This window comes from Halorussus salinus (assembly GCF_004765815.2).
Lineage (GTDB): Archaea > Halobacteriota > Halobacteria > Halobacteriales > Haladaptataceae > Halorussus > Halorussus salinus.
Genome location: NZ_SBIS02000007.1, coordinates 527,725 through 551,263 on the forward strand (window position 1 = coordinate 527,725; position 23,539 = coordinate 551,263).

A 23,539-nucleotide genomic window follows, 5' to 3' on the forward strand; every position below is an offset into this window, starting at 1 on the left:
CACCCTGAACTGTTACGGACCGCGACGGCACCGAACTGTTACGGACCGCGACAGCACCGCGAACTGCGACTGCACCACGAACCGTACTGAAGCCGACACCGATTATACCGCACAGCACCGCCCCGCACCGCGCCGAGTCCTCCGCAGAACGAGACCAAAAACCGTCGGCGTGACCGGCCGAGCGTTACGCGAGTCGGCGAGCGGCGACCAGACCGGCCACGAGCGCCGCGAGCGCGGTCGAGACGCCGAAGCCGGGGATACCGCCGCTCCCGCCCTCGTCGGCGGTCGTTTCTGTCCCGGCGGTCTCCTCGGCCGAGTCGCCGTCGCCGTCCGACCCGCCGGAGTCGTCACCGGCGATCGACACCGACCCGGCCGAAGCGCCGTTCACCGCGAGGTCGTACTCGCCCGGCGACTCGAACGAGACCTCGAAGGCGAGCGTCCTCGACTCGCCGCCCGCGAGTTCGACGGATTTCTGCGCGAGGGCGTCGCCGCCGACCGAGACCGTCACGGTCTCGCTGGCGGTGCCCGACCCGTCGTTTTCGACCGTCGCGGTGACTTCGACCGGTTCGCCCGGTTCGACGCTCGTCGCGCCGACCGCGGCGTCGGTCACTGCGAGCGCACCGCTCCGGACGCCGACCGCGAAAGTGCCGGTGTCCGCGGCCGCGCCGCGCAGGACGTACTGCCCGCCGCCGGTCTCGACGACAGTCGTCTCGACCGCCTGCCACGACCCGCCGTCGAGTCGGTAGAGCGCGACGTTCTCGGGCGCGGCGGCCGCACTCGCGGGCACCGCGAACTCGATTCCGACTTCCGAGAGCGTCGCCGACGAGATGTAGGTCGTGGTGACCTCGGCGTAGCCGAGCGTCCGCACGTCGGGCGCGCTCGCGCCGCTCGGTGCGTCGGTCGCCACGCTGGCGTCCGCGTAGAACCGCGCTTGCGCGTCCGCGGTGTTGGGGCGGAGCGTCAGGCGCTGGAGCGTCACGTCGCCCGCGGCGATGCCGCCCTCGGGGGCGACGCGACCGGGCGAGTCCGCGCGGGCGCTCGTTACCTTGGCCCGGAAGCTACTCGGCGTCAGTTCCACGACCTCCTCTTGGACCGACGGCGGCGGAATGTTGGCACCGCCACCGCCGCCTCCGCCACCACCGCCGCCGCCGTTACCGCCACCACTGCCGCCGCTCCCGCCAGCGGAGGCGTTGACGACCGTGAACGAGACCGTCTTCGCCTGCGTCAGCGAGTTGCCCGCGTCGTCGGTCACGTCGAGCGTCGCGTTGTAGGTCCCCGCCGAGAGGTTCCGCGTGAAGGTGACGTTGCCGTCGGCTATCGTCGCGTCGCCGGTCACCTCCTCGACGCCGCGCTCGCTCTCGAACGTGAGCGTCACGTTCGCCGGGTCCACGCCGGAGTAGCCGTCACTGTACGACCCGGTCAGCGTCACGTCGCCGGGCGTCAACGTCTCGGTCGCCACGGCGAGCGAGGCGTTCGGGGCTCTCGACTCCTGCGTGCCGGTGACGGCGTACGTCGAGAAGTGCGGGGCCTCGATTTCGTAGGTGTAAGTCCCGTCGGAGGAGTCGGTGGCGATTCGCGTCGCGTCCACTTTCTCCCAGCCGGTCGATCTGTTCTCCTCTTCGACCCAGAACTTCACCGTGCCGGGTTCGATGTACTTCTGGCGGACGCGGGACTGCTCGACGGTCACCGTGACCGTCGCGTCCGCGATGTCGTCGTTCGAGACCGAGGTGTCTATCTGCGGGAAATAGAGCGAGGTGTTCGCGGGGGTCCCTCGGTCGGGTTCCGGGTTCGTCGTCGCGGTCCCGACCGTCACGTTCGCCTCGGCGGTCTCGTCGTCCGTCTCGATTTCGACTCCGTTCACGTTGGTATCGTCGGTCTCGGCCGAGAGCGTGTCGTTTTCGACCGTCATCTCGACCTGCTGGCCGACGCTGTAGGCGGTCGATTCGTTGCTGACCCGGCGTTCGTTGCCCGCCGCGTCGCGGACGACCACCTCGAAGGAGTGGTTGCCGAGCGCGGGTGCAGGTGCGACCGGACCGCGCCCGTCAGCGCCGATGGCCTGCCCATCGACCAGAATCTCGCTGACCCTGCTGTGGTCGTCGGTCGCGTTCACGAAGAGTCGAATCGCCTGCCGGGGCAACACCTCGTCGGTCCGGTTGAGTCCCGGCGGGGAAGTCACGACCGGCTTCGTCGTGTCGATGCGAATCGTCTCGCTGTGGTGGGTCTCGTCGTTGCCCGCAGCGTCCGCGCTGTAGAACTCGATGGTGTGGTTGCCGTCGCCGGAGACCGAGATGCTTCCGGTGTAGTCCTGCCACGCGGTCTCGTCGCCGCGTCGGTATTTCGTGACGGACACGCCGCTGTGTTCGTCCGCGGCGTCGAGCGAGACGGTCACGTCCGAAGTGTACCAGCCGTTCTCGCCCTCGTCGCCGGAGACGCTCGCCGTCGTGTTCGAGGCGCTCGCGTCGATTTTGAACGAAGTGGCCCCCTCCTCGACGTTACCCGCACGGTCGGCGGTTCGGTAGTAGACCGTGTGCTGGCCGTCTGCGGAGACGGTGACGTTCCCGGCGTAGGACTGCCAATCGCCGCTACCGACGCGATACTCGATTTCGGCGACGCCGGACCCGCCGTCGGACGCCGAGAGGTTCACCGTGACTGCGCCGGTGTGCCATCCGTTCGTCGTGCCCTCCGAATCCGTCAGGACCGTCGTGTTCGGCGCGTGGGTGTCGATAGCGACCTCGCGGAGACGCTTCGACTCGCGGTTGCCCGCCGCGTCCGTGCTGTAGAACTCGACGGTGCGGTTACCGTCGGCGGTGAGCGTGACGTTCCCGCCCTCGTAGACGTGCCACGTCGCCTCGTCGTCAACGCGGTACTCCGTGGCGGACACGCCGCTTCCGTCGGTCGCGTCGCTGGCGTCGAAGGTGACGTTCACGTCGGAGTCGTACCAGCCGTACTCGTTCGCGGACGCGTTGGCCGCGAGGTCGGTCTCGGGAGCGGTCCGGTCGATTTCGAACGAGGAGGACTCGTTCTCGACGTTCCCGGCCGCGTCGGTCGTCCGGTACCGGACGGTGTGGCTCCCGCCGGTCGAGACGGTGACGTTCCCGTCGTAGACTTGCCAGTCGCCGCCGTCCACGCGGTACTCGATTTCGGCGACGCCGGACCCGCCGTCGGACGCCGAGAGGTTCACCGTGACCGCCGAGTCGTACCAGTCACCGTTCCGGGTCCCGGACAGCGTGACAGTCGCGTTCGGCGCGCGCGTGTCGAGCGTGAGGGTGGCCGCCTCGCGGACGACCTCGTTCGCGCCGCCGTCGGCGACGGTGACGTTCAGGGGGTGGTCGCCGTCGGCCAGTGCGCGCGAGGAGTTCGCCTCGAACTGTCCGCGGTACACGCCGTCGTCGTCGGTGTCGTTCAGCGCGACCGTGCCAGCGCCGAACGCGGAGGCGTTCGCCGTGACCGTCTCGATTCCGGTCGCGGCGTCGGCGGCTTCGACCGCGACCGCGACCTCCTCGTTCGGGCCGACGAGTCCGTCGCTCGGGTCGGTCACACGGGCGTCGGTCACGCTCGGGTCGTCGGTGTCCGCGAACACGGTCCGGGTCGTTTGGGTCGTCCTGTATCCCGCCGAGTCGTCGGCTATCCTGCTGAGTTCCACGATATACTCGCCGTCGTCGTCGTTGCCGTCGAGCGAGTACGTCGCTTCGTACGTCGTGCCCGCGACGTGCGAGAGACCGATTTCCGAGTAAAGCAGTTTCCCGCCGTCACCGAGGACCGTGAGGTACGACTCGTCCGTCGAGAGTCGTTCGTCGGTCGTGATCGTCGCCGTGATGGTTCCGTCGGCGTACGTCGCGTCGAACTCCTCGACGGTCGGCGGAATCGTATCGACGTGTAGCGTGACGTTCTGACCGACTTCCGCGTCGTTGTTGCTTTCGTCGGCGGCGTAGTCCAGTTCCACGGTCCACGTCTCGTTGACTCCGTCGGACAGTTCGTGGACGCCCCGATACTCGTTCGGGCCGACTTCGTAGAAGTCGAAATAGGCGGCGACAGGGTCGCCGCTTCCGTTCTCGACATCGAGCAGGATGGTGTCGGTGTCGAGCGACTCGTTGGCTTCGAGGGTGACGACGACGCGGTCGGGTTCGGTGAACACCGAGAAGTTCGAAATCGTCGGCGCGTGCGTGTCGATTTCGACCGAGTCGGTCTGGTCGGACGCGCCGTCGTTGCCGTACGAATCGGTGGCGCTGTGGAGCGTCGCCTCGAAGGTGCCGTCGGTGCCGTTCGAGACGTTGGCGCGATAGGTGTACTGCTGGCCGTACCGGTCGTCTCTCTCGAAGTCGGCGAACGAGAGCGTCCCGGTCGCATCGCCACCGACCGAGACGTTCAGTCCGTCGAGCCTCTCGTCGCTTTCGACGACGACATCGGCGTTCTGGCCGTCAACGTCGACCTCGAAGTTCGTCACCACCGGCGCGCGCGTATCGACGTACTCGTTGGCCGAATCGGGGTACGCGCGATTCCCGGCCGCGTCCGCTACGTTCGTCAGTTCGGCGACGTACCGCTCTTCGACGCCGGACGGCACCTCGTAGGTCGCGGTGTACGCGTCCGACCCGGACTCCTCGAACGAGTCGAGCGTCGTCACCACGTCGCCGTCCGCTTGGATTTCTACCGTCATCGCGCTCCGGTCCAGTGTCTCGTCGGAGTCGAACGTGACGGTGAACGTCCCCTCCTCGAAGGTCGCGTTCAGGTTCGAGACCGTCGGCGAAACCGTATCGACCGGCGTCGTGTCGTTCTGCCCAGTCGCGCCGTCGAGACCGTGGTCGTCTTCGGCCCGCGTCAGGTTCGCGGACCACGTCTCCTCCACGTCCGCCGATACGTCGTAGGTAGCGGCGTACTCGCCCGCCGTGGCGGTCTCGGAGAACGACGTGAGGGTCGTCACGGTCCGATTCGAGGAGTCCCGCAGTTCGACGGCCACCGAATCGGTGGGTAGCTCCTCGCTGGCGTCGAACACGACCGTCACCGTCCCGGAGTCGGTCGTCGCCTCGAAGTCCGAAATCGTCGGCGGGGTGGTATCGACCAGCGTCGTGTCCGTCGTCGCTCCGGTGAACTCCTCGTTGCCCGTGGCATCGGTGGCTTCCTTCAGCGTCGCTCGATACTCACCGTCTGCGGGCACGCTAAAGCTTGCACGATACTCGTAAGGCGCAGTCGCTAGAAGCTCGAATTTCGTTGCGTCGGTCACTACATTTCCATCGCTGTCGGTGACGACGACGCGAGCGTTCTCCAACTTCTCGTCTGCTTCGAACGCGACTACTAATTCCCGCTCGGAATTGACGAACGACCGAAGGTTGAAAGAGGAGATTGTAGGCGCGTCGTTGTCCACGACGATGGAACCGGCCCCGGAGTTCTCGTTTCCGCTACCGTCGGTCGCCGCCACCGTGACGCTCCGAGAGCCGTTGGCCGCGCCATCGACCGTGACGGTCGTCTCGTAGGTACCGTCGCTCACGCGGTCGAGCGAGACCGTTCCAGCGCCGAGAGCCGTCGCGTCCGCGGTCACCGACTCGACGCCGGTTCCGTTCTCGGTGACTGTCGCCGCGATGCGGACTCGGTCGCCGTCGTTGACCACGCCGTCGGCGTCGGTGGCGTCGGTCAGCGTCGCGTCCACCGACGGAGCGTCGAGGTCCACGGCGAGCGAGTCGGTCTGCCCGCTCGACCCGTCGTTACCGCTGGCGTCGCTGGCGTTCAGGAGCGTCGCCGCGAAGGTGCCGTCCGAGTCGTCCGAGACGTTCGCGCGGTAGACGTAGGTTTCCGATTCGACGGTCTCGGTGAAGTTCGCGGACGAGAGCGTCCCAGAGACCTCCTCGCCGAGGCCGACCGTGAGGTTCCGGACCTGCGCGGAGGTGTTTACCACCACGTCGACGTTCTGGCCGTCCGCGGTCACGTCGAAGTCGGTGACGGTCGGGGGGAGAGTGTCCACCGCGAGCGTGGTGTTGTAGTGGGTGTCGTTCCCGTTGCCCCGCGTGTCGGTGATGCTCGTGAGTTCGATTCGGAAGGTCTCCTCGACCTGTCCGGGCGGGGCCGACGCCTCGTATCCGTCGCCGCGGCGGTTCCATCGGTCGAGGTAGTCCGCTCTGGTGCCGTCCTCCCAGACGATAGCGGTGATGTCGTCCTCGTCGGTGCCGAGGAGTTCGTCGGCCTCGACCCGGACGGTGATGCGACCGTCGTCGAGCGTCGCGTCGAAGTCCGTGACCGCCGGGTCGTCCGCGTCGACGAACAGATTCGCCGTCTGTCCGGTCGCGCCGTCGTTGCCGTACTCGTCTTCGGCGCGTTCGAGGGTGACGGTCCACGTCTCGTTAGTTCCCGGCGGAATCGTGGCGGTCGCGTCGTACGTCTCGCCTCCGGCCTTTTCGGGCGCGAACGAGGAGACCGTCGTCACCGTCCGGCCGGATTCGTTGGTCACGACCGCGTTCACCGACGTGGCGTCTAACTCCTCGTCGGTGTCGAACGACACCCTGAGTTGGTCTTCGTAGGAGAGTCGTTCGACGCTCGCCGAGAACTCCGTCAGCGTCGGCGCGGTCGTATCGACCGCCACCGAGTCGGTCTCGCCCGCCGACCCGTCGTTGCCGAACTCGTCGGTGGCGTTGCGGAGCGTGACCTCGAAGGTACCGTCGAGTCCGTCCGAGACGTTCGCGCGGTAGCTATAGGTGCCGTCCGACAGGGAGCGTCCGGTGAAACTCTCGTTGCCTACCGTGGCGGTCGCGGCACCGCCGACGCCGACCGTGACGTTCGACAGCGGTTCGCTGGCGTTCACGGTCACGTCCACGTCCTGTCCGTCGGCGGTGACGTTCAGGTCGTGAATTTCGGGGGCGACGGTGTCCCACTCGTGGTAGTCGTACTGACCGGACGCGCCGTCGAAGCCGTGGCCGTCCACCGCCTCGGTCAACGTCACCTCGACCCACGACTCGTCGATACTGTCGTGGAGGTCGGCGACGTACCGATAGCTCCCGTTGTCCTGCTCGTACGCCGTGAAGTCCTCTAGATAGTAGGGGGTGGGCGGCCCGCCCCCATCGAACGTGACGGTGGCGTTGCTCAAGCCCTCGGAGACGAACAGCACCACGTCCACGTCCGTCCCGTCGTTCGTCGCCCGGAAGTCCAAGACGGTCGGCGGCGTGGTGTCCACGTCCACCCAGTCGGTGGTCCGACCGGTGAACTCGTCGTTGCCGTGGGAGTCGCTGGCGTTCACGAGCGTCACGTCGTACTCGCCGTCCGCGGCGGTGTAGTACGCGCTGTACTCGTAGAAGTTCTCGGAGTCGTTGTAGGTCTCCGTTAGGTCGCTCTTCGTGAGGTTGGCGACCGTGGTCCCGCTCGCGTCGGTCAGTTCGACGCGCAGCGACGCGAGTTGCTCGTGGGCGCGGAACGAGATGGAGACGTTGCGTTCGTCGCTCGGCGTCGAGGAGGCCTCGAACGCGCTAATCTCGGGGGACTTGGGGTCGGTGAGTATCGGAACTCCTCGGACCTTCCAGTTCCCGCGTTCGTCGGTGGCTTTGACCGGGACGTTCTCCTCGAAGTTCTCCCTGTCGAGTTGCGAGACCTCGAAGGTTCTGGCGTAGGTGTCGTCGCCGACGGCGTAGAGTTCGTGGTTGTACTCGTCCGTGATGTCGCTAATCAACGCCTCTACGTCCGCCACGCCGGACCCCTCGTCCACCACGGTCGCGGTCACGTTCACTCGGTCGCCGTTCGTCACCACGCCGTCGCCGTCGGTGATGTCGGTGACACTCACCGAGAGCGTCGGCGCAGTCGTGTCCACGAGGACCTCGTCGGTTTGGTCGGTCGCACCGTCGTTGCCGTCGGCGTCTTCGGCGTCACGGAGCGTGGCCGTGAAGGTGCCGTCCGAGTCGTCCGAGACGTTCGCACGGTAGACGTAGGCCTCCCCATCGGTCGTCTCCGTAAATTCCGCGAGCGTCAGAGTCCCCGAGGAGTCCCCGCCGAGTCGGACCGTGACGTTCGCCAACTCCTCGTCGGACGCCAAGCGCACGTCCACGTCCTGTCCGTCGGCGGTCACGTCGAACGCCGAGACGGTCGGCGCGGCGGTCTCCAACGTGACCGTGACGTTCCGGTCGGCGTCGTCCATCGTGAGCGACCGGCGGTGGGCCTGCGACGAGAAGCGCGTGCTGTTGGCGGGCGGCCTGACTTCCAGCGAGACGTTACCGACGAACTCCATCCCGCGGCGACCGGACGCCTGCGGGACCATGTAGCCCTCGGCGTCCGTCGGCGTGAAGACGAAGTCGGCGGTCGCGCTCCCGTGCGAGTGCGTAAGATTCACGCTCGCGTCCTCGACCGGATTGCCCGCCTCGTCCACGACTCTGACGTTCAACAGCGACGCGTTCGGCAGGTCGAACTGCCCGAGGTCGGCGTCGCTGGTCGCGTTCACGCGGTCCAGCGCGTACACGTCGGGCACGCCGTCGCGGGGGTACGACTCGCCCTCGGGCGGAGTCTGGTAGAATTTGACGTTGTAGGGCTGTTTCGCGTAGAGATCCTCCGCGGTGAAGTTCCCCGTTGCGTTGGTGTAGCTGTAGGACCAATGGTCGGCCGACTGGTTGATGACGGAGACGAAGCCGTCGGTCACGGAATTCCCGTCGGCGTCGCGTATCTGCCCGGAGGCGTCGACCACCCGATGTAGCGTGACCGTGACGTTGGTGTCGCTCGTCACCGTGAGGTTGCGCACGGCGGTTTCGCCCGCGAACTCGTCGCCGTCCGGCGGACTGACCTTCACCGACACGTCGCCGGTGACCTCGACGCCACGGGCCGCGCTGGTCGGCCTGAGATAGCCCTCGGGGTCGGTCGTCATCCTGCTGAACGTCGCGTTCTCGCCGAGTCGGTGGTGGGTGACGTTGACCGTCGCGTTCTCCACCGGGTCGCCGTACTGGTCGACGACGGCCACGTTCAGGACCGACGCGCTCGGCACGGAGAGGTCGCCGAGCGAGGAGTCCCCGCTGACGTTCAGCGCGTCGAGGACGTAGATGTCCGCGGTCCCGTCTCGGGGGAACGTCGTAACGTTGTCCCTGAAGTTCTGGTAGTATCTGACCGCGTAGGAGTCGCCCTCCTCGACGCCGGTCGCCGAGAAGTTCCCCGTCGCGTTCGTGTAGACGAACTCGAAGTCTCCGGTCAGGTCGCTGGCGAGGGCGACGGCGTCGTCTGCGGAGGGGTCGCCGTCGGCGTCGGTGACGTGTCCGGAGACGGAAACGCCTTCGTTCTGTAGCGTGACGGTGACGTTCCTGTCGTCCTGCACGTCGATGATGCGAGTGTACTCCACCCCTGCAAATCGGGAACTCCCGTCGGGCGGGGCCGCCATGACTCGCACCTGACCGACGACTTCGATACCCGCCTCGGAACCGACGACGAGTCGTCCGTCGCCGTCCGCTTCGGTAGTGTACCTGACGTAGCCGTGATCGTCGTTCTCGTGGACGAAGTCGGCAACTTCGACCCCCGCGTTCGGCACTGGGTCGCCGCTCTCGTCCACGACAGTCACGTTCAGAACGTGTGCCTGCGGAAGCGTGGTCGTCCCGATATCCGACGAACTGGTACCGTTCACTATTTCGAGCGCCTGCACGTCTGGGGAGCCGTCTTCGAGAGCCGACCCGGAATCACCCTGATAGTAGCCGACGACGTAACTTTCGTTGGCGCTGGGAGCCACGACGGAGAAGTCCCCCGCGTCGTCGGTGACAGTAGCATTGTGCGTCTGGCCGTATTGGGTCTCGTAGACCACCACCTCGTCGCCGACCGCCGGGTCGCCGTCGGCCTCGACGATTCGCCCCGAGTACGCCACGCGGTCGGGGTACTCCTCGGCGACCGACGGTATCGCGCCGTCGGCGTCCACGAGCCCGTACCCGGTTTCGGAGTTGGGTTCGGTGCCACGCAGGGGGACCGCTGAGGATTCCAGCTTCGAGCGAATCTCCTCGGGCGTAAGAGTACCGTCGTCTGAGAGCATCAGCGCCGCGACGCCAGCGGTGTACGGTGACGAAGCCGACGTTCCGGAGAACCCATCCGGATAAACCGAAGTCGTCACACCGGCAGGTGCGACTACGTCGGGTTTGATTCGACCGTCGACCGTCGGTCCACGGGACGAGTAGTCGGCGAGGTCGTTGCTCCAGTAATCGACCGCGCCGACGGAGACAATGTTTCGTCCGGTGGCAGGAACCGTGATGGTCCGTGACCGAGTACCATATTCGGGGTCCGAGTCGCCGCGGAAGAACACGTTGAACCTCGCGGTACCGTTGGCGCTGTGGTTACGGATGGCGAGATGGACGGGTCCGGTCGCGTAGTAGTCGATATGTTCGACCGGTCGTTGCGAACCGCTCTGGACCGTCTTCGAATCGGCGACGATATCGCCATCGGAGTTGTAGAGGTACGCGTTGTAGTCCTCGTTTCTTGCGTCCCAGTCGCTCCAACTAACGTCGATATCGACGTATCCCTCCCCACCGGGAGGCGTGACCTCCACGAACTCGTCGTTACCGCTAAAGTTCAGCCAGCGATTGGAGTCGGGGTCCGACCACGTTCCACCCCAGTATTCGTCTTCACCGTCGTTCCCGGCCGAGGTGAACCACGTCGTACCGCTCCGGACCGACTCGTTGATGTCGCGATTTATTTGGTCGGTGCCGTCGAGAGGACCGACACCGTACCAACCCAGCGACATAGTCACTACGTCGGTCGAAGTGCTGGACTCCAGCCAGTCGGTCGCCTCGTAGAACTCGGTGAGGGTTCCGACCTTCACGGCGATAATCGAGGCGTTCGGCGCGGTGTCGGCGACGAGTTCGGCGGTCGCGGTGCCGTGTTCGCCCGACTGGTTGCTCATCGACCGCGGGTCGGAGGCGCTGAAGTTTCGCCAATCGACGAGTTGCTCCTCGATTTCCGGGTTCGTCACGTCGAAGCCCGTGTCGATGACCGCGACGGTGACGCCGTCGCCGGTCACGCCCGCATCGTGGACGTTGCCCACGTCCATGTTCGAGATGCCTTCACTGACGATTTCGTCGGTCTCGGGGCGTCGGGGGAGACGGGCGAACTCGACGGCCGAGGAGTCCGCGAGCGCCTGCACGGCTGGCGCGGGCACGCGGGCTTGGACGAGCGTTTCGTGACGGACCTGTACCTCGCCGCCGACGTTGCCGACCAGTCCGGCGACGGCGTCGCTCCGGCCGACGGTCGAGCGGACGACGACCTGCACGAACTCGGTGTCTCCCGTGCTGTCGGTCGACGGTCCGCTCGCGGCCGATTCGACTCTATCGAGGAGCGACGAGGAGATTTTGGGGTTCGACTTCGCCGCCGAAGGCGTGGCCCGCGTCGTCTCGTTCGTCGCCCCGCCCGTCGTCTCGTTTGCCGTCTGGTTGGTAGCCGTCTCGTTCGTCGTCTGGTTGGCTGTCGTCGTAGCCGTCGCGTTCGTCGTCGTGGTCTCGCCGCCGACCGTCGTCGCGGTCGTTTCGGCCGCCGTCGTCTCGGCGACAGTGGTGTCGTCGTCCACGCTCGTCGCCGTAATCGTTATCGGCGTCTCGCTCGCCGTCGTGGTCGTCGCCGCGTCCGTGGTCGCGGTACGTGTCGTGGCGTCGCCGACGGTCGTCGTCTCCGCGAGCGTCGTGGTCGCGTTCCCCGCCGTATTCCCGGCGGTGTTCCCGGCCGTGAGTGGGCCGACGGACGTGACGGCCGAGGCCGGGACCGCGGCGGTCGTTGCCGAGACGACCAACAGGACGGAGAGGAAGACCGCAGAGACGCGGTCCCCCGTCATGTTAGCCCTCCGGGGAGAGAAGCCGCCGGAATTTTAGTAAATATCCTAATATGTATGTCTGAATTCATTATAGTAGAATTATATCAGGAACTGATAAATTTTTGTAATTGGAGGTTTGAGTCTATAGAGACTACATAGACTATCGCCGCGACCGAATCGAGCCGGTCGTCTCACCGTGAAGACGGCCGGTTCAGTTCGAGGAGGGCCGGAGATTCGCGGCCGTCCGGCGAAGCGATGGTGACTCGACTCTCGAAAAACAGGGTATCTGACTGCGCTACTCGAAGTCGTCCTGCGTGACAGGTTGGCCCTCCTCGGTCGGCGGGGCGACGTGGTCCACGAACTCCTCGACGGTCGGTTGCTCGACGCGGACGCGGACGTGGATGTCGCCGAGTTCGTCGGGGTTGCCGACCGCGAAGTTGACGACGCCCTCGAAGGCGGCCTGCTTCTTCAGGTCGAACGAGAAGGTGTCGCCCCGGCGCGACCCGAAGAACTCCCCGCGGGCGGTGTCGAGAATCTCCTGCCGGTGGAGGAGTTCCGAGAAGTGGTCGAGCGAGTGAGCCTCGGCGACGACTTCGCCGTGCTGTTGGGCCGGGTCCGCGTCGGGGAAGAGGTTGGCGACGGCCGTGGCGACGCGGTCGGCGATTTCGGTGTCTTGGACTGGTGCCGTAATCTGCACGTCGATGCTGTATATCATGGTAGTGGTCGAAGGTCGTAGTCGGTCGAAATCAGGCTTCTCGGGCGCGTTCGCGTTCGAGTCCTGCGACGCCCTCGGTTAGCAGGGCGCGAATCTTCTCGTGGAACGCCTCCAAGCTGTCGGTGTTGTCGATGGAGGCGTCGGCGCGGGCGATGGCCTCGTCCATGCCGAACCCGCGCTCGCGCTCGTCGCGTTCGCGCAGGGTCTCGGCGTCGGTGGCGTCCCGACCGCGCGACTGGACGCGCTCGGCCCGGACCTCGAAGGGGGCTTCGATGCTGACCAGCGTGAAGTCGTCGCCGAACGCCTCCACGAACCGCTCGACTTCGACGCCCGCCCGGATGCCGTCCACGAGGACGGTATCGCTCTCTTCGAGGGCTTCCTCGATTATCGGGAGCGACCGCTGGGCGATGGCGTCCGGGCCGTTTTCGTCGCGGAGCGCGCCCGCGATTTCGCCGTGGTGTTCCGCCGGGTCCAGCCCCCGGTCGCGACACTCCGCGCGAATCACGTCGCCCATGGTCACGACGGGAATGTCTAGCTCCTCGGCGACCGAGGCGGCCTCGCCCTTGCCGCTCCCCGGCAACCCCACGGTTCCGATTACTCTCATTGGATTCAGGTAGTGGTGATTGGTGCTTAAGCACTGTGTTCCATCGAGAACGCACCGAAAACGATGTTTGAGCGGTGCATAGCCGAGGTGAATCCTAAGACCTTTTGGGAAGGCCACTCCAAGGAATCGGCAAGGGCACGTAGCTCAGTCTGGAAAGAGCGTCGGACTTCTAATCCGACGGTCGTGGGTTCAAATCCCATCGTGCCCGTACAGCGACGAGTGCGAGGCGCGTCGCGCCTCGAACGCGAACGGCGACGCCGTGAGCGAAATGAGGAGCGAACCGGCGCGAAAGGCGATTTGAACCCCGCGAGTCGCAGGCCCGCGCAACGCAGTGAGCAGGAACGTCTCGCTCCGGTTCAAATCCCATCGTGCCCGCACAGCGACGAACGTTTGTACTTCACGTTCTTCGGTCGCGGTGTATCGGTAGCGACGAGACGGAAAATCCAGACGTACTCGCTCAGAAGAGGTCGCCGACATCGTTGATGTCGGACCGACAGAAGGGGCACCGATAGTTCGTCTGGAAGTCGTTGCGTTGGGCAACGGTTCGAGTTTCGAGTTCGTGCATTGCGATACTGCGACCACAGTCGGGACACGCTACCTTCGTCACGGGCATGGGTCTATGGCCCAAACACTTAAATTGCATTGTAAGGTCAGTAGAGAAATCTTACGGCCGAGACGTACGAAACGTCCGAGCTGACTCACCTCGCGCGCAAAGGAGATTGAAATAAACTCCCGAACTCCGAATCGACTTTCGAATTGAAGGTTGTTAGCTCGTCTCGTACGTGGATTGTGACCCGCAGTGCCGTGGTACGGTCTCGACTAGAAACGCTACAGGGAGACGTGGACGCTACTTATCGAAGCGGAACGTCGGTTAAAAAGTCGGTCGCTCACCGTCTCCGCTCGCGGTCAAACCGACCTCTACTCCTCGAACCCGTCCTCGAATCGGAACGTCCCAGTTCGACCTTTTTCTTCGTCGGGTGCCCTGCGGGCACCCTTCTTCGAAAAACGTCGATGAAAAAGCCGCTCGCTCACTTCGTTCGCTCGCGGTCGAGTCCTACCCCTCGAAGCCGTCCTCGAACCGGAACGTCCCGTTTCGCTGGACGACCTCGCCGTCGATTTCGATGTAGGAGTCGTCGGCCATGTCCACGATCATGTCCACGTGGACCGCGCTCTCGTTGCCGGTCTCACCCTCGGGCAGACACTCGTCGTACGCGCGGCCGACCGCGAGGTGGATGGTGTCGCCCATCTTCTCGTCGAACAGCATGTTGTAGGTGAACTGGTCGATGTCGCGGTTCATCCCGATGCCGAGTTCCCCGAGTCGCTTCGCGCCCTCGTCGGTGTCCAGAATCTGGCCGAGGACCTCCTCGTTCTTGCTGGCACCGTACTCCACGACTTCGCCCTCCTCGAACCGGAGGTAGCCATCGTTGACCTCGTGGCCCTCGTGGACGAGCGGCTTGTCGAAGAGGACTTCGCCCTCCACCGAGTCGGCGACCGGCGCGGTGAACACCTCGCCACCGGGCAGGTTGTTCTTCGCATGGTCGTTGATGGTGGTCATCCCCTCGATGCTCATCCGGAGGTCCGTGGTGTCGCCCGAGACGATGCGGACCTCCTCGCCCGCGTCCAGAATCTCGACCATCTGCTGTTGGTGGGCCTTCTGTTCCTCCCAGTCCTTGCCGATGGCCGACCAGACGAACTCCTCGTACTCCTCGGTGGACATCTCGGCGTTCTGGGCGTCGGCGGGCGCGGGGTACTGGGTCAACACCCACGTCGTGTCGAGTATCTCCTCGCGGACGGGAAGCTGGGCCTTCCGGAAGGCCGACATGGTGTCGCTATCGACCGCGCTCATCTCGGCGACGTTGTCGTGGGCGCGAACGTGAATCCACACGTCGGCGGCCTCCGCCAGCGCGAGTTCGTGGTCGGGCGTGTCGAGGTCGTCGGGGGCGACCGCTTCGAGGAACGCCGCGCGCGTCCGGTCCTTGCGGAACGAGACGTGGAACGGGAACGCGCCGCGCTCGCCGACGGCCTCACAGAGCGCGAGCGTCAGGTCCTCGGCGGCCGACGAGGCACTGACGACGACGTTGTCGCCCTCCTCGATTTCGGTAGAGTGGTCAACGACGATCTCGGCGTGTTCCGTGACTCGGGGGTCCATACCGGAAGATGACGGGGAAAGCCGCAAACCGCTTTCGGTCCGGGACAGCGAGGCGGTCGCCGCCGCGACTTCGATTCGTCGAGAAGACGTATCGCCGCCACCGCGGGGTATTTGATGCGCCGCGAGCAAGAGGTTCCTATGATAGACCTCCGGAGCGACACGGTGACGACGCCCGACGAGGAGATGCGCGATGCCGCCCACGATGCCGAGGTTGGTGACGACGTGTACGGCGAGGACCCGACCGTCAACCGATTGGAAGACGAGGCCGCCGACCTCGTGGGGATGGAAGACGCCCTCTACGTGCCGACCGGGACGATGGGCAATCAGGTCGCGGTCCGGACCCACACCGAACGCGGCCAAGAGGTGCTGACCGAGCGCGAGAGCCACGTCGTCAAGTGGGAACTGGGCGGGATGGCACAGCTCTCGACCCTACAGGTCCGGACGCTCGACGGCGGCGAGCGCGGGGTGCCGACCCCCGAGCAGGTCCGCGAGGAGTACGTCGAGGAGGACCTCCACCGGCCCGGAACCGGGCTACTGACGCTCGAAAACACGCACAACAGCAAGGGCGGCGTCGCCGTCGCTCCGGCGAAGATAGACGCCGCGGCCGAGGCCGCCCGCGAGTTGGGGATTCCAGTTCACTTGGACGGCGCGCGAGTGATGAACGCCGCCGTGGCCCACGACGTGCCCCCGGAACGGATGACCGAGGCGGTCGATTCGGTGATGTTCTGTCTCTCGAAGGGACTCGGCGCGCCGGTCGGGTCGATACTGGCCGGAAGCGAGGAGTTTATCGCTCGCGCCCGACGCAACCGCAAGCTGTTCGGCGGCGGGATGCGACAGGTCGGCGTCATCGCGGGACCGGGGCGACTCGCGCTGGAGAACGTCGAGCGACTCGCCGAGGACCACGAGAACGCCCGCGTGCTGGCCGAGCGAGTGGCGGGCGTGGAGGGGTTGTCGGTTCAGGAGCCGGAGACGAACATTCTCCTCGTGGACACGGAGGGGACGGGACACGAAGCCGACGAGTTCCTCGACGCGTGCGCCGACGAAGGAGTGCAGGGAACACAATTCGACGCGCACGTCGCGCGGTTCTGCACGCACTGGGACGTGAACCGAGAAGACGTAGAGGAGGCGGCCGAGCGCGTCGGCGAAGCGGTCAGTAAGCTGGACTGAGTACAGTAGTCCGGGTCGAGCGCGCGGTCGTCCCGATATCTACGCGACGGCGACTACCGGCGACCGTTCTGGACGCCCTCTTGGAACCCGGTGATAGTCCGCCGGACGAACAGGTACATGAAGAGGACGAACCCGAGCAGGATGGCGACGAAGCCGACCACGAGCGGGTTGTTGAAGACGAAGCTGAGATCCATATCCTACACATTCGCTCGCTGCCTCAAATTCGTTTCGACGTACCCGACCCGCGCAGGGAACAACCTTCTTGAGACGGGGGCGTCAACTGCGACCCATGGCTGACCTGCTGCCCTCCACCTCGGACGCGACCGGCCCCCAGTCCGCCGACCCGCGGGTCATCGGCGTCGACAGCGACGACGCCGAGGAGTTGCTCGGGGCGCTCTCGTCGTCGACCGCGCGCGAACTGCTGGCCGCCCTCCACGAGGACCCCGCGACCCCCTCGGACCTCGCGGACGCCGTCGATACCTCGCTCCAGAACGCCCAGTACCACCTCAAGAAACTGGCGGACGCGGACGTGATTCAGGTCGTGGACACCGTCTACTCCGAGAAGGGCCGCGAGATGAAGGTGTACGCGCCCGCCGACCAACCGCTGGTCGTCTTCGCGGGCAACGAAGAGAAGACGACCGGGCTGAAGTCCGCGCTCTCCCGGCTGTTGGGCGCGTTCGGCGCGCTCGGTCTCCTCAGCGTCGCGGTACAGGAGTTCTACGGCGACGGCGTGGGCACGCTGTTGGGCGGTTCGGGCGGCGACGCCGCCGAGACGGGCGGCGGCGGGATGACGGTCCAGTCCACCGACACCGCCGGGCAGGCCGCCGACGCCGCGGCCAACGCCCTCCCGCCGGGGCTGGTCTTCTTCGCCGGGGGCGCGCTCGTCCTCGCGCTCGGGTTCGCGTGGTGGTACTACTCGAACAGCGGCGAGTGAGTCGGTCTCGGGCGCGATTCGCTCGGCCATGCGGATAACTAAAATGGCTGTTTGAGCTTACGGGAAGTATTTGATACGCCAGAGTGTAGGGGGTAGTGTACCGCCCCGCTTCGGCCCTCCACCACCGCGGGAGTCCGCCGCCGCCCAGTGCGTTCCCGCCCGCCGACCGCGCTCCACCGACTCCGTCACGGTCCCGGTACGCCGTACGGTCTGTGCCCCGTACGGTTCCGACGCCCTGAACGGTCTTCGTCCGGTCCCCGCCGCGGTCCCGGTGGCTTCCACGGTCCCGGTTTGCCTCCGCCGAATCGCGGCTCATCGGTTCGCGGTGCCCTCCACCGCACCGTCCGCCGCACCCTCCACTGCCCACCCACCCTCTCACCGCCGACCGCCACCGAACTGCCACCGGGGACGAAGCGGGGCGGTCGTCCGATATTTCGACTCACTCGACTTCGAGCGTCTCCACGACGGAGCCGTCGCGCCGACGAATCTCGCCGACGAGTCTCGCGTCGGTCGTCTCGTTCTCGCCGTCTTCGGCTACCCGAAGCTCCGCGTGCGTCGGAATCCCGCCGCGCGGGTCGGCGTGACTGCCGGGATTGAGCAGTAGCACGTCTTCGGCGTCGGTGGCGGCGTGGCGGTGGGAGTGGCCGAACACCACCACGTCGGCGGCCTGTTGGCGACCCAACAGCGAGAGGCCGGTCGCGCCGCGGTCGTCGCCGTGGGTCAGGACGAAGCGCACGCCCTCGATTTCGAAGGTGCGCTCGGGCGGGAGTCGGTCGCGGACCCCCGGCGTCGCGTTGTTGCCGTAGACGGCGTAGAGTCTGTCCGCGACCTCCTCGAAGGCGTCGAGGACGCTCTCGGTCGTGAAGTCGCCAGCGTGGACGACCGCGCGGCTCTCCTCGACGGCCTCCTTCGCGCGACCGGCGAGTTCGTGGCCTGACCGACTGTGCGTGTCCGAGAGGACGGTAATCATGGTCGAAGGTAGGGACGGCGGGGTCCTGAGCGTTTCCGTCCGGATTTCGGCCGAGCGACCTCCTTCGGGCTTCCGAGGAACGGTCCCGTCCGGATTGCAACCAGTTTCTTATCCGGTGGCCGAGAAGGTACGACAAATGGCCGAAAGTAAGTCCGTCGTCATCGCCGCGTTGATCGCTAACGGCGCGATAGCGATACTGAAGTTCTTCGGATTCCTACTGACCGGGAGCGCCGCGATGCTCTCGGAGACGTACCACTCGGTGTCCGACACCGGCAATCAGGTGTTCCTGCTCATCGGCATTCGATACGGCGGGAAAGACGCGAGTCGCGGCCACCCCTTCGGCTACGGGAAAGCCGAGTTCTTCTACAGCTTTCTGGTGAGCGTCCTGCTGTTCGGCATCGCCGGGTGGGAGAGCGCCAAGCACGGGTACAACGCCATCATGCACCCACACCCCGTCGAACAGGGGTCGGCGACCCTGCTGGGTGCGACGTTCCCGGCGGTCTGGGTCAACTACAGCGTGCTACTCGGAGCTATCGTCTTCGAAGCCTACGCGCTGAAGAAGGCCTACGCCGGGATGCAGAAGGACATCCAAGAACACGAGTGGAGCGGACTGGTCGAGGCGTTCAAGAAGACCAGCAACGTGACCACGCTGACCGCGTTCACCGAGGACACCATCGCGATGGCCGGGGCCGGATTCGCGCTCGTAGGCGTCTACCTCTCGCGATTCACCGGCAACCCCATCTACGACGCGGTGGCGGCACTACTCATCGGCCTCATGCTCATGGGCTTCGCGGTGGCGTTGGCGTGGGAGAACAAGCGCCTCCTCATCGGCGAGAGCCTGCCGAAGAGCGAGGAGCAGGAACTCCGTCGCATCATCGAGGAGTTCGACGGCGTACGTCGCATCGTGGACTTCCGGACAGTCATCTTCGGTCCCGACGACGTGCTGGTCACGGCGGACGTGGCCTTCGAGAAGGGCATCGCGACTGCCGAGATGGACCAGAAGATAACGGAACTGGAAGACGCGCTCATCGAGGCGAACGCGAGCGTGTTCAAAGTGTACGTCGAACCCGAGAAGGGGCGGCAGAGTCGGCGAGAAGCCGCGGAGTAGGAAGTTAGCGGTAGACGGTGTCTCTGGTGTCGAGTTCCAAGACTCTGAGTTCGTCACCCTGCCGAACCCAGTCGATGATAGCACGACGTTTCCCGATACGGAGCGAGTAGTCGTCTCTGCCCTTCAACGGTTTCAGATGACGCTGGGGGTCGTTCGCGGCGTCTTCGAGCTTCGAACGAACGCGCGATTCTACGTCGTTCGGAAGCGACTGAAGTTTCGACTCGACGCGAGGGTGAAGTAGAACAGTCGCCATCGAGTCCGTTAGAGTTCTGTCCAGTCGCCGGACTCGCGCCGGGACTCGACGGTCTCTGCGGTATCCGGGTCGAGTTCGGGCGCGACCGTCGCCCACCAGCCGACCGCTCGCGCACCGAACTGCTTGCGTTCTACCAGTCCCTCGTCGTGCATCCGACCGAGACGATTCCGGACGCCTTCGTTCGTCATCTGCTTGCCGAACTGTCTGAGCCCGTCGGCGACCTCCTGTACCGTCAGAACCGGGTCGTCGTAGTAGTCGAACACCTTGAGAACGTCTTGGTCGGAGACGGTCTCGGTGAATCGACCGGCGTCGTCTCGGCCTTGGCTCATGGGTCGAAATACGGGGAAGTGGCATAAATCCGCTTTGCTCGTGCAAACCGGTGTCGAGTTAGGAATCCGTTGTAGTCAATTTAGACTACAAATAAATGCTTTTCTATCGAATATTGCAGCTACTCCTCGCTCATCTCGAACAACCGATTCAGCGTCACGCCCTCCAATCGAACTAACTCCTCTGCAATCTCGCTCCCCTCGTTCAGTTGGTACATCGGGCTTCCGCCCACGTCGCGGGTGTGTTCGATTACGCCGAGGACCTGCAAGTCGTCCAGATGGTCGTAGACAGTACTTCTGGCGACCCCCACGAGTTCGGCGACGTAGCTCACGTTCAAGTCGCGGCCGCGTTCGCTCACGAACGCGGCCAGAATCTTGGTTCGCGCTGGCTGGCCGAAGAGTGGCACGAAGGGGCTATCTTCGGCGTACGCATCCGAAGTCACGAACGACTCGACTTTCGGGGACGGCAAGTGTCTTCTGCTAATCCGACACTTTCGCTCGCAAGCGAGAATTTAAACCCGAAGCCGAGCAAACGACTCCCGTGGCAGAGACGAACGGGTACATGCGCTTTTTCCCCTACGAGGAGCCGTACGACAACCAGCGGGAGGCGATGGACCGCATCTACAACGCCTTCTCGCGCGGGCAGGACGTGCTGTTCGAGGGGGCCTGCGGGACGGGCAAGACCCTGTCGTCGCTCGTGCCTGCGCTGGAGTACGCCCGCGAGGAGGACAAGACGGTCGTCATCACGACCAACGTCCACCAGCAGATGCGCCAGTTCGTGGCCGACGCGCGGGCGATTACCCAAGAGGAGTCTATCCGCGCGGTCGTGTTCCGGGGGAAGGGGTCGATGTGCCACATCGACGTGGGCTACGAGGAGTGCCAAGTCCTGCGGGACAACACCTACGAGGTCGTGGATGCCGAGAGCGACCTCGCGGAGCTAGAGGAGAGACAGGAGGAACTCCTCGAAGCGAGCCAAGAGGGCGACGACCGGGCGACCGAGGCCCGGAGCGCGGTCATGGACGAGTTAGAGCAGGTCCAAGAGCGCGTCGAGAGTCTCGAAGAGCAGAACACCTGCGAGTACTACTACAACAACCTCGTCGGCGACAACGACGAGTTCTACTCGTGGCTGTACGACGACGTGCGCACGCCCGACGACATCTACGAGTTCGCCGAGGAGCAGACGCTCTGTGGCTACGAGTTGCTGAAAGACGGGATGGAGGGCGTGGACTTGGTGGTCTGTAACTACCACCACCTGCTGGACCCGATGATACGCGAGCAGTTCTTCCGGTGGCTCGACCGGGACCCCGAAGACGTGATTACCATCTTCGACGAGGCGCACAACGTCGAGGACACCGCCCGCGAACACGCGACCCGGACGCTGACCGAGAACACCCTCGACTCGGCGTTGGACGAGCTACAGGACTCCGACGACGCCCGGAGCGAACCCGCGTACAACGTGATTTCGGCGTTCCGGTCGGCGCTCGAAGAGACCTACGAGGACAACTTCGGCTTCGGCGACCGCGAGAAAGTCGGCGGCGACTGGGAGGACGTGTCCATCGCCAACGACGACAAGCGCGACGACCTGACGCTCAACTTTCTCCAGCAGTACACGGGGAAGGGCATCGACACGGAGTTGGAACTCGCGGTCCACCTCGGCCGGGAGTTGGACGACGAGTACGAAGACGCCTACAAGAACGGCGAGTCCACGACCCGCGAGGAGTGCCAGACGCTCCAAGCGGCAACGTTCATCCAGTCGTTCATGGACGAGAGCGCGGAGTTGGGCCAGTACCCGGTAGTCTCGGTCCGGCGCGACGAGGCGACCGAGGAGGTCTACGGTCGCGCGGAGTTGTACACCTGCATCCCGCGGGAGGTCACGGAAGACCTCTTCGGCGAGGTGTACGCCACGGTGCTGATGAGCGCGACCTTGCGGCCCTTCGACGTGAGCGCGGCCGTGCTGGGGCTGGACGACCCCGTGGAAATCGCCTACGGGTTGCAGTTCCCCGAGGAGAACCGCCGGACGTTCGCGGTCGAGACCCCCGCGCTGTTCTCCAGCGAGCGCGACGACCCCGACACGCAGGACGCCATCGCGGGCGTTCTCCGCGATTCCGTGGAGTTCACCGCGGGGAACAGCTTGCTGTTCTTCCCGAGTTACGCCGAGGCCGAACGCTACTACGACCGCCTGAACAGCGACCTCGGCGGCGAGAACTCGGAGACGACGCTCTACATGGACGAACCCGGCACCTCCGTCGAGGAGCTACGCCAGCGGTTCGTCGCCGACGACGACGCCGCGATGTTCACCTCGCTGTGGGGCACACTCGCGGAGGGCGTGAGCTTCGACGGCGACGAGGCCCGGAGCGTGGTCGTCGTCGGCGTGCCCTATCCGCACCTCGACGACCGGATGGAAGCGGTCCAAGAGGCCTACGACCGCACCTTCGCCGACCGCTCGGGCCGCGATTCCGGTTGGGAGTACGCCGTCGAGATTCCGACGATTCGCAAGACCCGGCAGGCGCTCGGCCGGGTGATTCGCTCGCCCGACGACTTCGGCGTCCGCGTGCTGGTGGACAAACGCTACACCGAGACCGGCGAGCGCGAGATGGGCAAGTACAGCGTCCGCGGGACGTTCCCACCCGAGGAGCGCGCCGAGATGCTGGACCTCCAACCCCAGAAGCTGAAGTTCGCGATGTTGAACTTCTACTCGGACAAGGACGCGTGGAACGGCGCGCCGCCGACGCCGTGAGAACCGAGCGTAGCTGAATTTTCGAGTCAGGAAGCCGCGGACAGCACCGTGACCGCACAGCGGTCTCTCGCCGACAAAAAGGAGTCTGCCGCACCACAACGCCCCGCACAGCACCGCGACCGCCTCACGCCTCCCCAACCTCGCAGTCGCTTCGCTCCTGCGTCCCTCGCGCGCATCGGCGCGGCGCACGAGCGCCGCGCCCCACGCGCCACGATGGAAGACTTGCAGGGCGATGCTTTAAGGTCATAAATGTTTCTTAGAGGCAGAAAATTATATCTTTGATCGTCCGCGGCTCGACGCCGAGACCTACCCCGGAAGCGAGAAGGTGGCGACTTCCTCGTCGTAGGTCGCGTCCCAGAGCGCGAGGCGGTTCACGGTCCACGTCACCGGCTCGATTTCCCGGTCGGCGAGACGGCGGGCCGTCCTCTCAGCCGCAACGCCGCCGCCCCGCGCGAGCGTGACGTGGGGCACGTAGTCGTCACCCTCGAACTCCTCGACCGCGGAGAAGTCGCCGACCAATCGCTCGTGAACCCGCTTGAGGCCCGGACTCTCGACGGCGAGGTAGACCACCGGCCCCTCCCCGAGCGGCGGATGCTCGAAGCAGTCGATGCCGGTGACGCGGGCCTCGAAGGCTGGCGCGCCCGCGAGTCGGGTTCGGACCTGCTCGCGCAGGCGGGCGATCCCGCCCGGCGGTTCGTCGCCGAGGCGCTTGCAGAGGAGACCGTGACGCTCCCGGATGGTGTCGAAGTCGAGGAGTTGGGGCCGTAGCTCCTCGGCCAGTCGCTCGACTTCGCCGGGAACCGGGACGTTCAGGCTGTACACTGCCTGACGGTCGGGCGCGGCGATAC

13 protein-coding genes and 1 tRNA gene are annotated in these 23,539 nt (G+C 65.5%); 5 read left to right on the forward strand and 9 right to left on the reverse strand.

Going from position 1 to position 23,539, the window contains the following annotated elements:
- Positions 1–184 precede the first annotated feature (184 nt).
- The 3 genes from EPL00_RS16285 to EPL00_RS16295 form a co-directional block, all read right to left on the reverse strand.
- Positions 185–11,749: an OmpL47-type beta-barrel domain-containing protein gene (locus EPL00_RS16285; RefSeq protein WP_135853380.1), complete on the reverse strand. Its 11,565-nt coding sequence runs from the start codon at positions 11,747–11,749 to the stop codon at positions 185–187.
- A 274-nt stretch (positions 11,750–12,023) separates the two neighbouring features.
- Positions 12,024–12,443, reverse strand: coding sequence for an RNA-binding domain-containing protein (locus EPL00_RS16290; RefSeq protein ID WP_135853379.1), 420 nt, complete (start codon positions 12,441–12,443; stop codon positions 12,024–12,026).
- Positions 12,444–12,474: 31 nt separating this feature from the next.
- Positions 12,475–13,047 (reverse strand): AAA family ATPase, encoded by a 573-nt coding sequence (locus EPL00_RS16295; RefSeq protein ID WP_135853378.1) that lies wholly within the window; start codon positions 13,045–13,047, stop codon positions 12,475–12,477.
- A gap of 133 nt (positions 13,048–13,180) precedes the next feature.
- On the opposite strand from EPL00_RS16295, the gene EPL00_RS16300 reads away from it, so the two are divergent.
- Positions 13,181–13,255, forward strand: a tRNA-Arg gene (locus EPL00_RS16300).
- Positions 13,256–14,101: 846 nt separating this feature from the next.
- On the opposite strand, the gene EPL00_RS16305 is transcribed toward EPL00_RS16300, so the two are convergent.
- A complete protein-coding gene (locus EPL00_RS16305) occupies positions 14,102–15,196 on the reverse strand; it encodes an aminopeptidase (protein WP_135853377.1) in 1,095 nt (364 codons plus the stop codon).
- Between the two features lie 138 nt (positions 15,197–15,334).
- On the opposite strand from EPL00_RS16305, the gene EPL00_RS16310 reads away from it, so the two are divergent.
- A complete protein-coding gene (locus EPL00_RS16310) occupies positions 15,335–16,363 on the forward strand; it encodes a threonine aldolase family protein (RefSeq protein WP_135853376.1) in 1,029 nt (342 codons plus the stop codon).
- A 53-nt stretch (positions 16,364–16,416) separates the two neighbouring features.
- On the opposite strand, the gene EPL00_RS23620 is transcribed toward EPL00_RS16310, so the two are convergent.
- Positions 16,417–16,557, reverse strand: a complete 141-nt coding sequence (locus EPL00_RS23620) for a DUF7859 family protein (protein WP_202932668.1) — start codon at positions 16,555–16,557, stop codon at positions 16,417–16,419.
- 95 nt (positions 16,558–16,652) lie between these two features.
- Between EPL00_RS23620 and EPL00_RS16315 the strand changes: the two genes are divergently transcribed.
- Positions 16,653–17,297 (forward strand): ArsR/SmtB family transcription factor, encoded by a 645-nt coding sequence (locus EPL00_RS16315; protein WP_135853375.1) that lies wholly within the window; start codon positions 16,653–16,655, stop codon positions 17,295–17,297.
- 439 nt (positions 17,298–17,736) lie between these two features.
- On the opposite strand, the gene EPL00_RS16320 is transcribed toward EPL00_RS16315, so the two are convergent.
- Complete coding sequence (locus EPL00_RS16320) at positions 17,737–18,267, reverse strand: metallophosphoesterase (protein WP_135853374.1); 531 nt, start codon at positions 18,265–18,267, stop codon at positions 17,737–17,739.
- A 136-nt stretch (positions 18,268–18,403) separates the two neighbouring features.
- On the opposite strand from EPL00_RS16320, the gene EPL00_RS16325 reads away from it, so the two are divergent.
- A complete protein-coding gene (locus EPL00_RS16325; protein WP_135853373.1) occupies positions 18,404–19,375 on the forward strand; it encodes a cation diffusion facilitator family transporter in 972 nt (323 codons plus the stop codon).
- A 261-nt stretch (positions 19,376–19,636) separates the two neighbouring features.
- Here EPL00_RS16325 and EPL00_RS16330 read toward each other — a convergent pair whose 3' ends face one another.
- Together EPL00_RS16330 and EPL00_RS16335 are read right to left on the reverse strand one after the other, a co-directional pair.
- Complete coding sequence (locus EPL00_RS16330) at positions 19,637–19,957, reverse strand: winged-helix domain-containing protein (protein ID WP_135853372.1); 321 nt, start codon at positions 19,955–19,957, stop codon at positions 19,637–19,639.
- Between the two features lie 119 nt (positions 19,958–20,076).
- Positions 20,077–20,397, reverse strand: a complete 321-nt coding sequence (locus EPL00_RS16335) for a winged helix-turn-helix domain-containing protein (protein ID WP_238398221.1) — start codon at positions 20,395–20,397, stop codon at positions 20,077–20,079.
- A gap of 98 nt (positions 20,398–20,495) precedes the next feature.
- Between EPL00_RS16335 and EPL00_RS16340 the strand changes: the two genes are divergently transcribed.
- On the forward strand, positions 20,496–22,691 hold the full coding sequence (locus EPL00_RS16340; protein WP_202932669.1) for an ATP-dependent DNA helicase: 2,196 nt from the start codon (positions 20,496–20,498) through the stop codon (positions 22,689–22,691).
- A gap of 306 nt (positions 22,692–22,997) precedes the next feature.
- Here EPL00_RS16340 and EPL00_RS16345 read toward each other — a convergent pair whose 3' ends face one another.
- Positions 22,998–23,513 (reverse strand): 2'-5' RNA ligase family protein, encoded by a 516-nt coding sequence (locus tag EPL00_RS16345; protein WP_135853371.1) that lies wholly within the window; start codon positions 23,511–23,513, stop codon positions 22,998–23,000.
- Positions 23,514–23,539 lie beyond the last annotated feature (26 nt).

Bases quoted from the DNA above. Each gene is read 5' to 3' on its own strand.
- EPL00_RS16285 (WP_135853380.1), bottom strand. From the start codon at position 11,749: ATGACGGGGGACCGCGTCTCTGCGGTCTTCCTCTCCGTCCTGTTGGTC.
- EPL00_RS16290 (WP_135853379.1), bottom strand. From the start codon at position 12,443: ATGATATACAGCATCGACGTGCAGATTACGGCACCAGTCCAAGACACC.
- EPL00_RS16295 (WP_135853378.1), bottom strand. From the start codon at position 13,047: ATGAGAGTAATCGGAACCGTGGGGTTGCCGGGGAGCGGCAAGGGCGAG.
- EPL00_RS16305 (WP_135853377.1), bottom strand. From the start codon at position 15,196: ATGGACCCCCGAGTCACGGAACACGCCGAGATCGTCGTTGACCACTCT.
- EPL00_RS16310 (WP_135853376.1), top strand. From the start codon at position 15,335: ATGATAGACCTCCGGAGCGACACGGTGACGACGCCCGACGAGGAGATG.
- EPL00_RS23620 (WP_202932668.1), bottom strand. From the start codon at position 16,557: ATGGATCTCAGCTTCGTCTTCAACAACCCGCTCGTGGTCGGCTTCGTC.
- EPL00_RS16315 (WP_135853375.1), top strand. From the start codon at position 16,653: ATGGCTGACCTGCTGCCCTCCACCTCGGACGCGACCGGCCCCCAGTCC.
- EPL00_RS16320 (WP_135853374.1), bottom strand. From the start codon at position 18,267: ATGATTACCGTCCTCTCGGACACGCACAGTCGGTCAGGCCACGAACTC.
- EPL00_RS16325 (WP_135853373.1), top strand. From the start codon at position 18,404: ATGGCCGAAAGTAAGTCCGTCGTCATCGCCGCGTTGATCGCTAACGGC.
- EPL00_RS16330 (WP_135853372.1), bottom strand. From the start codon at position 19,957: ATGAGCCAAGGCCGAGACGACGCCGGTCGATTCACCGAGACCGTCTCC.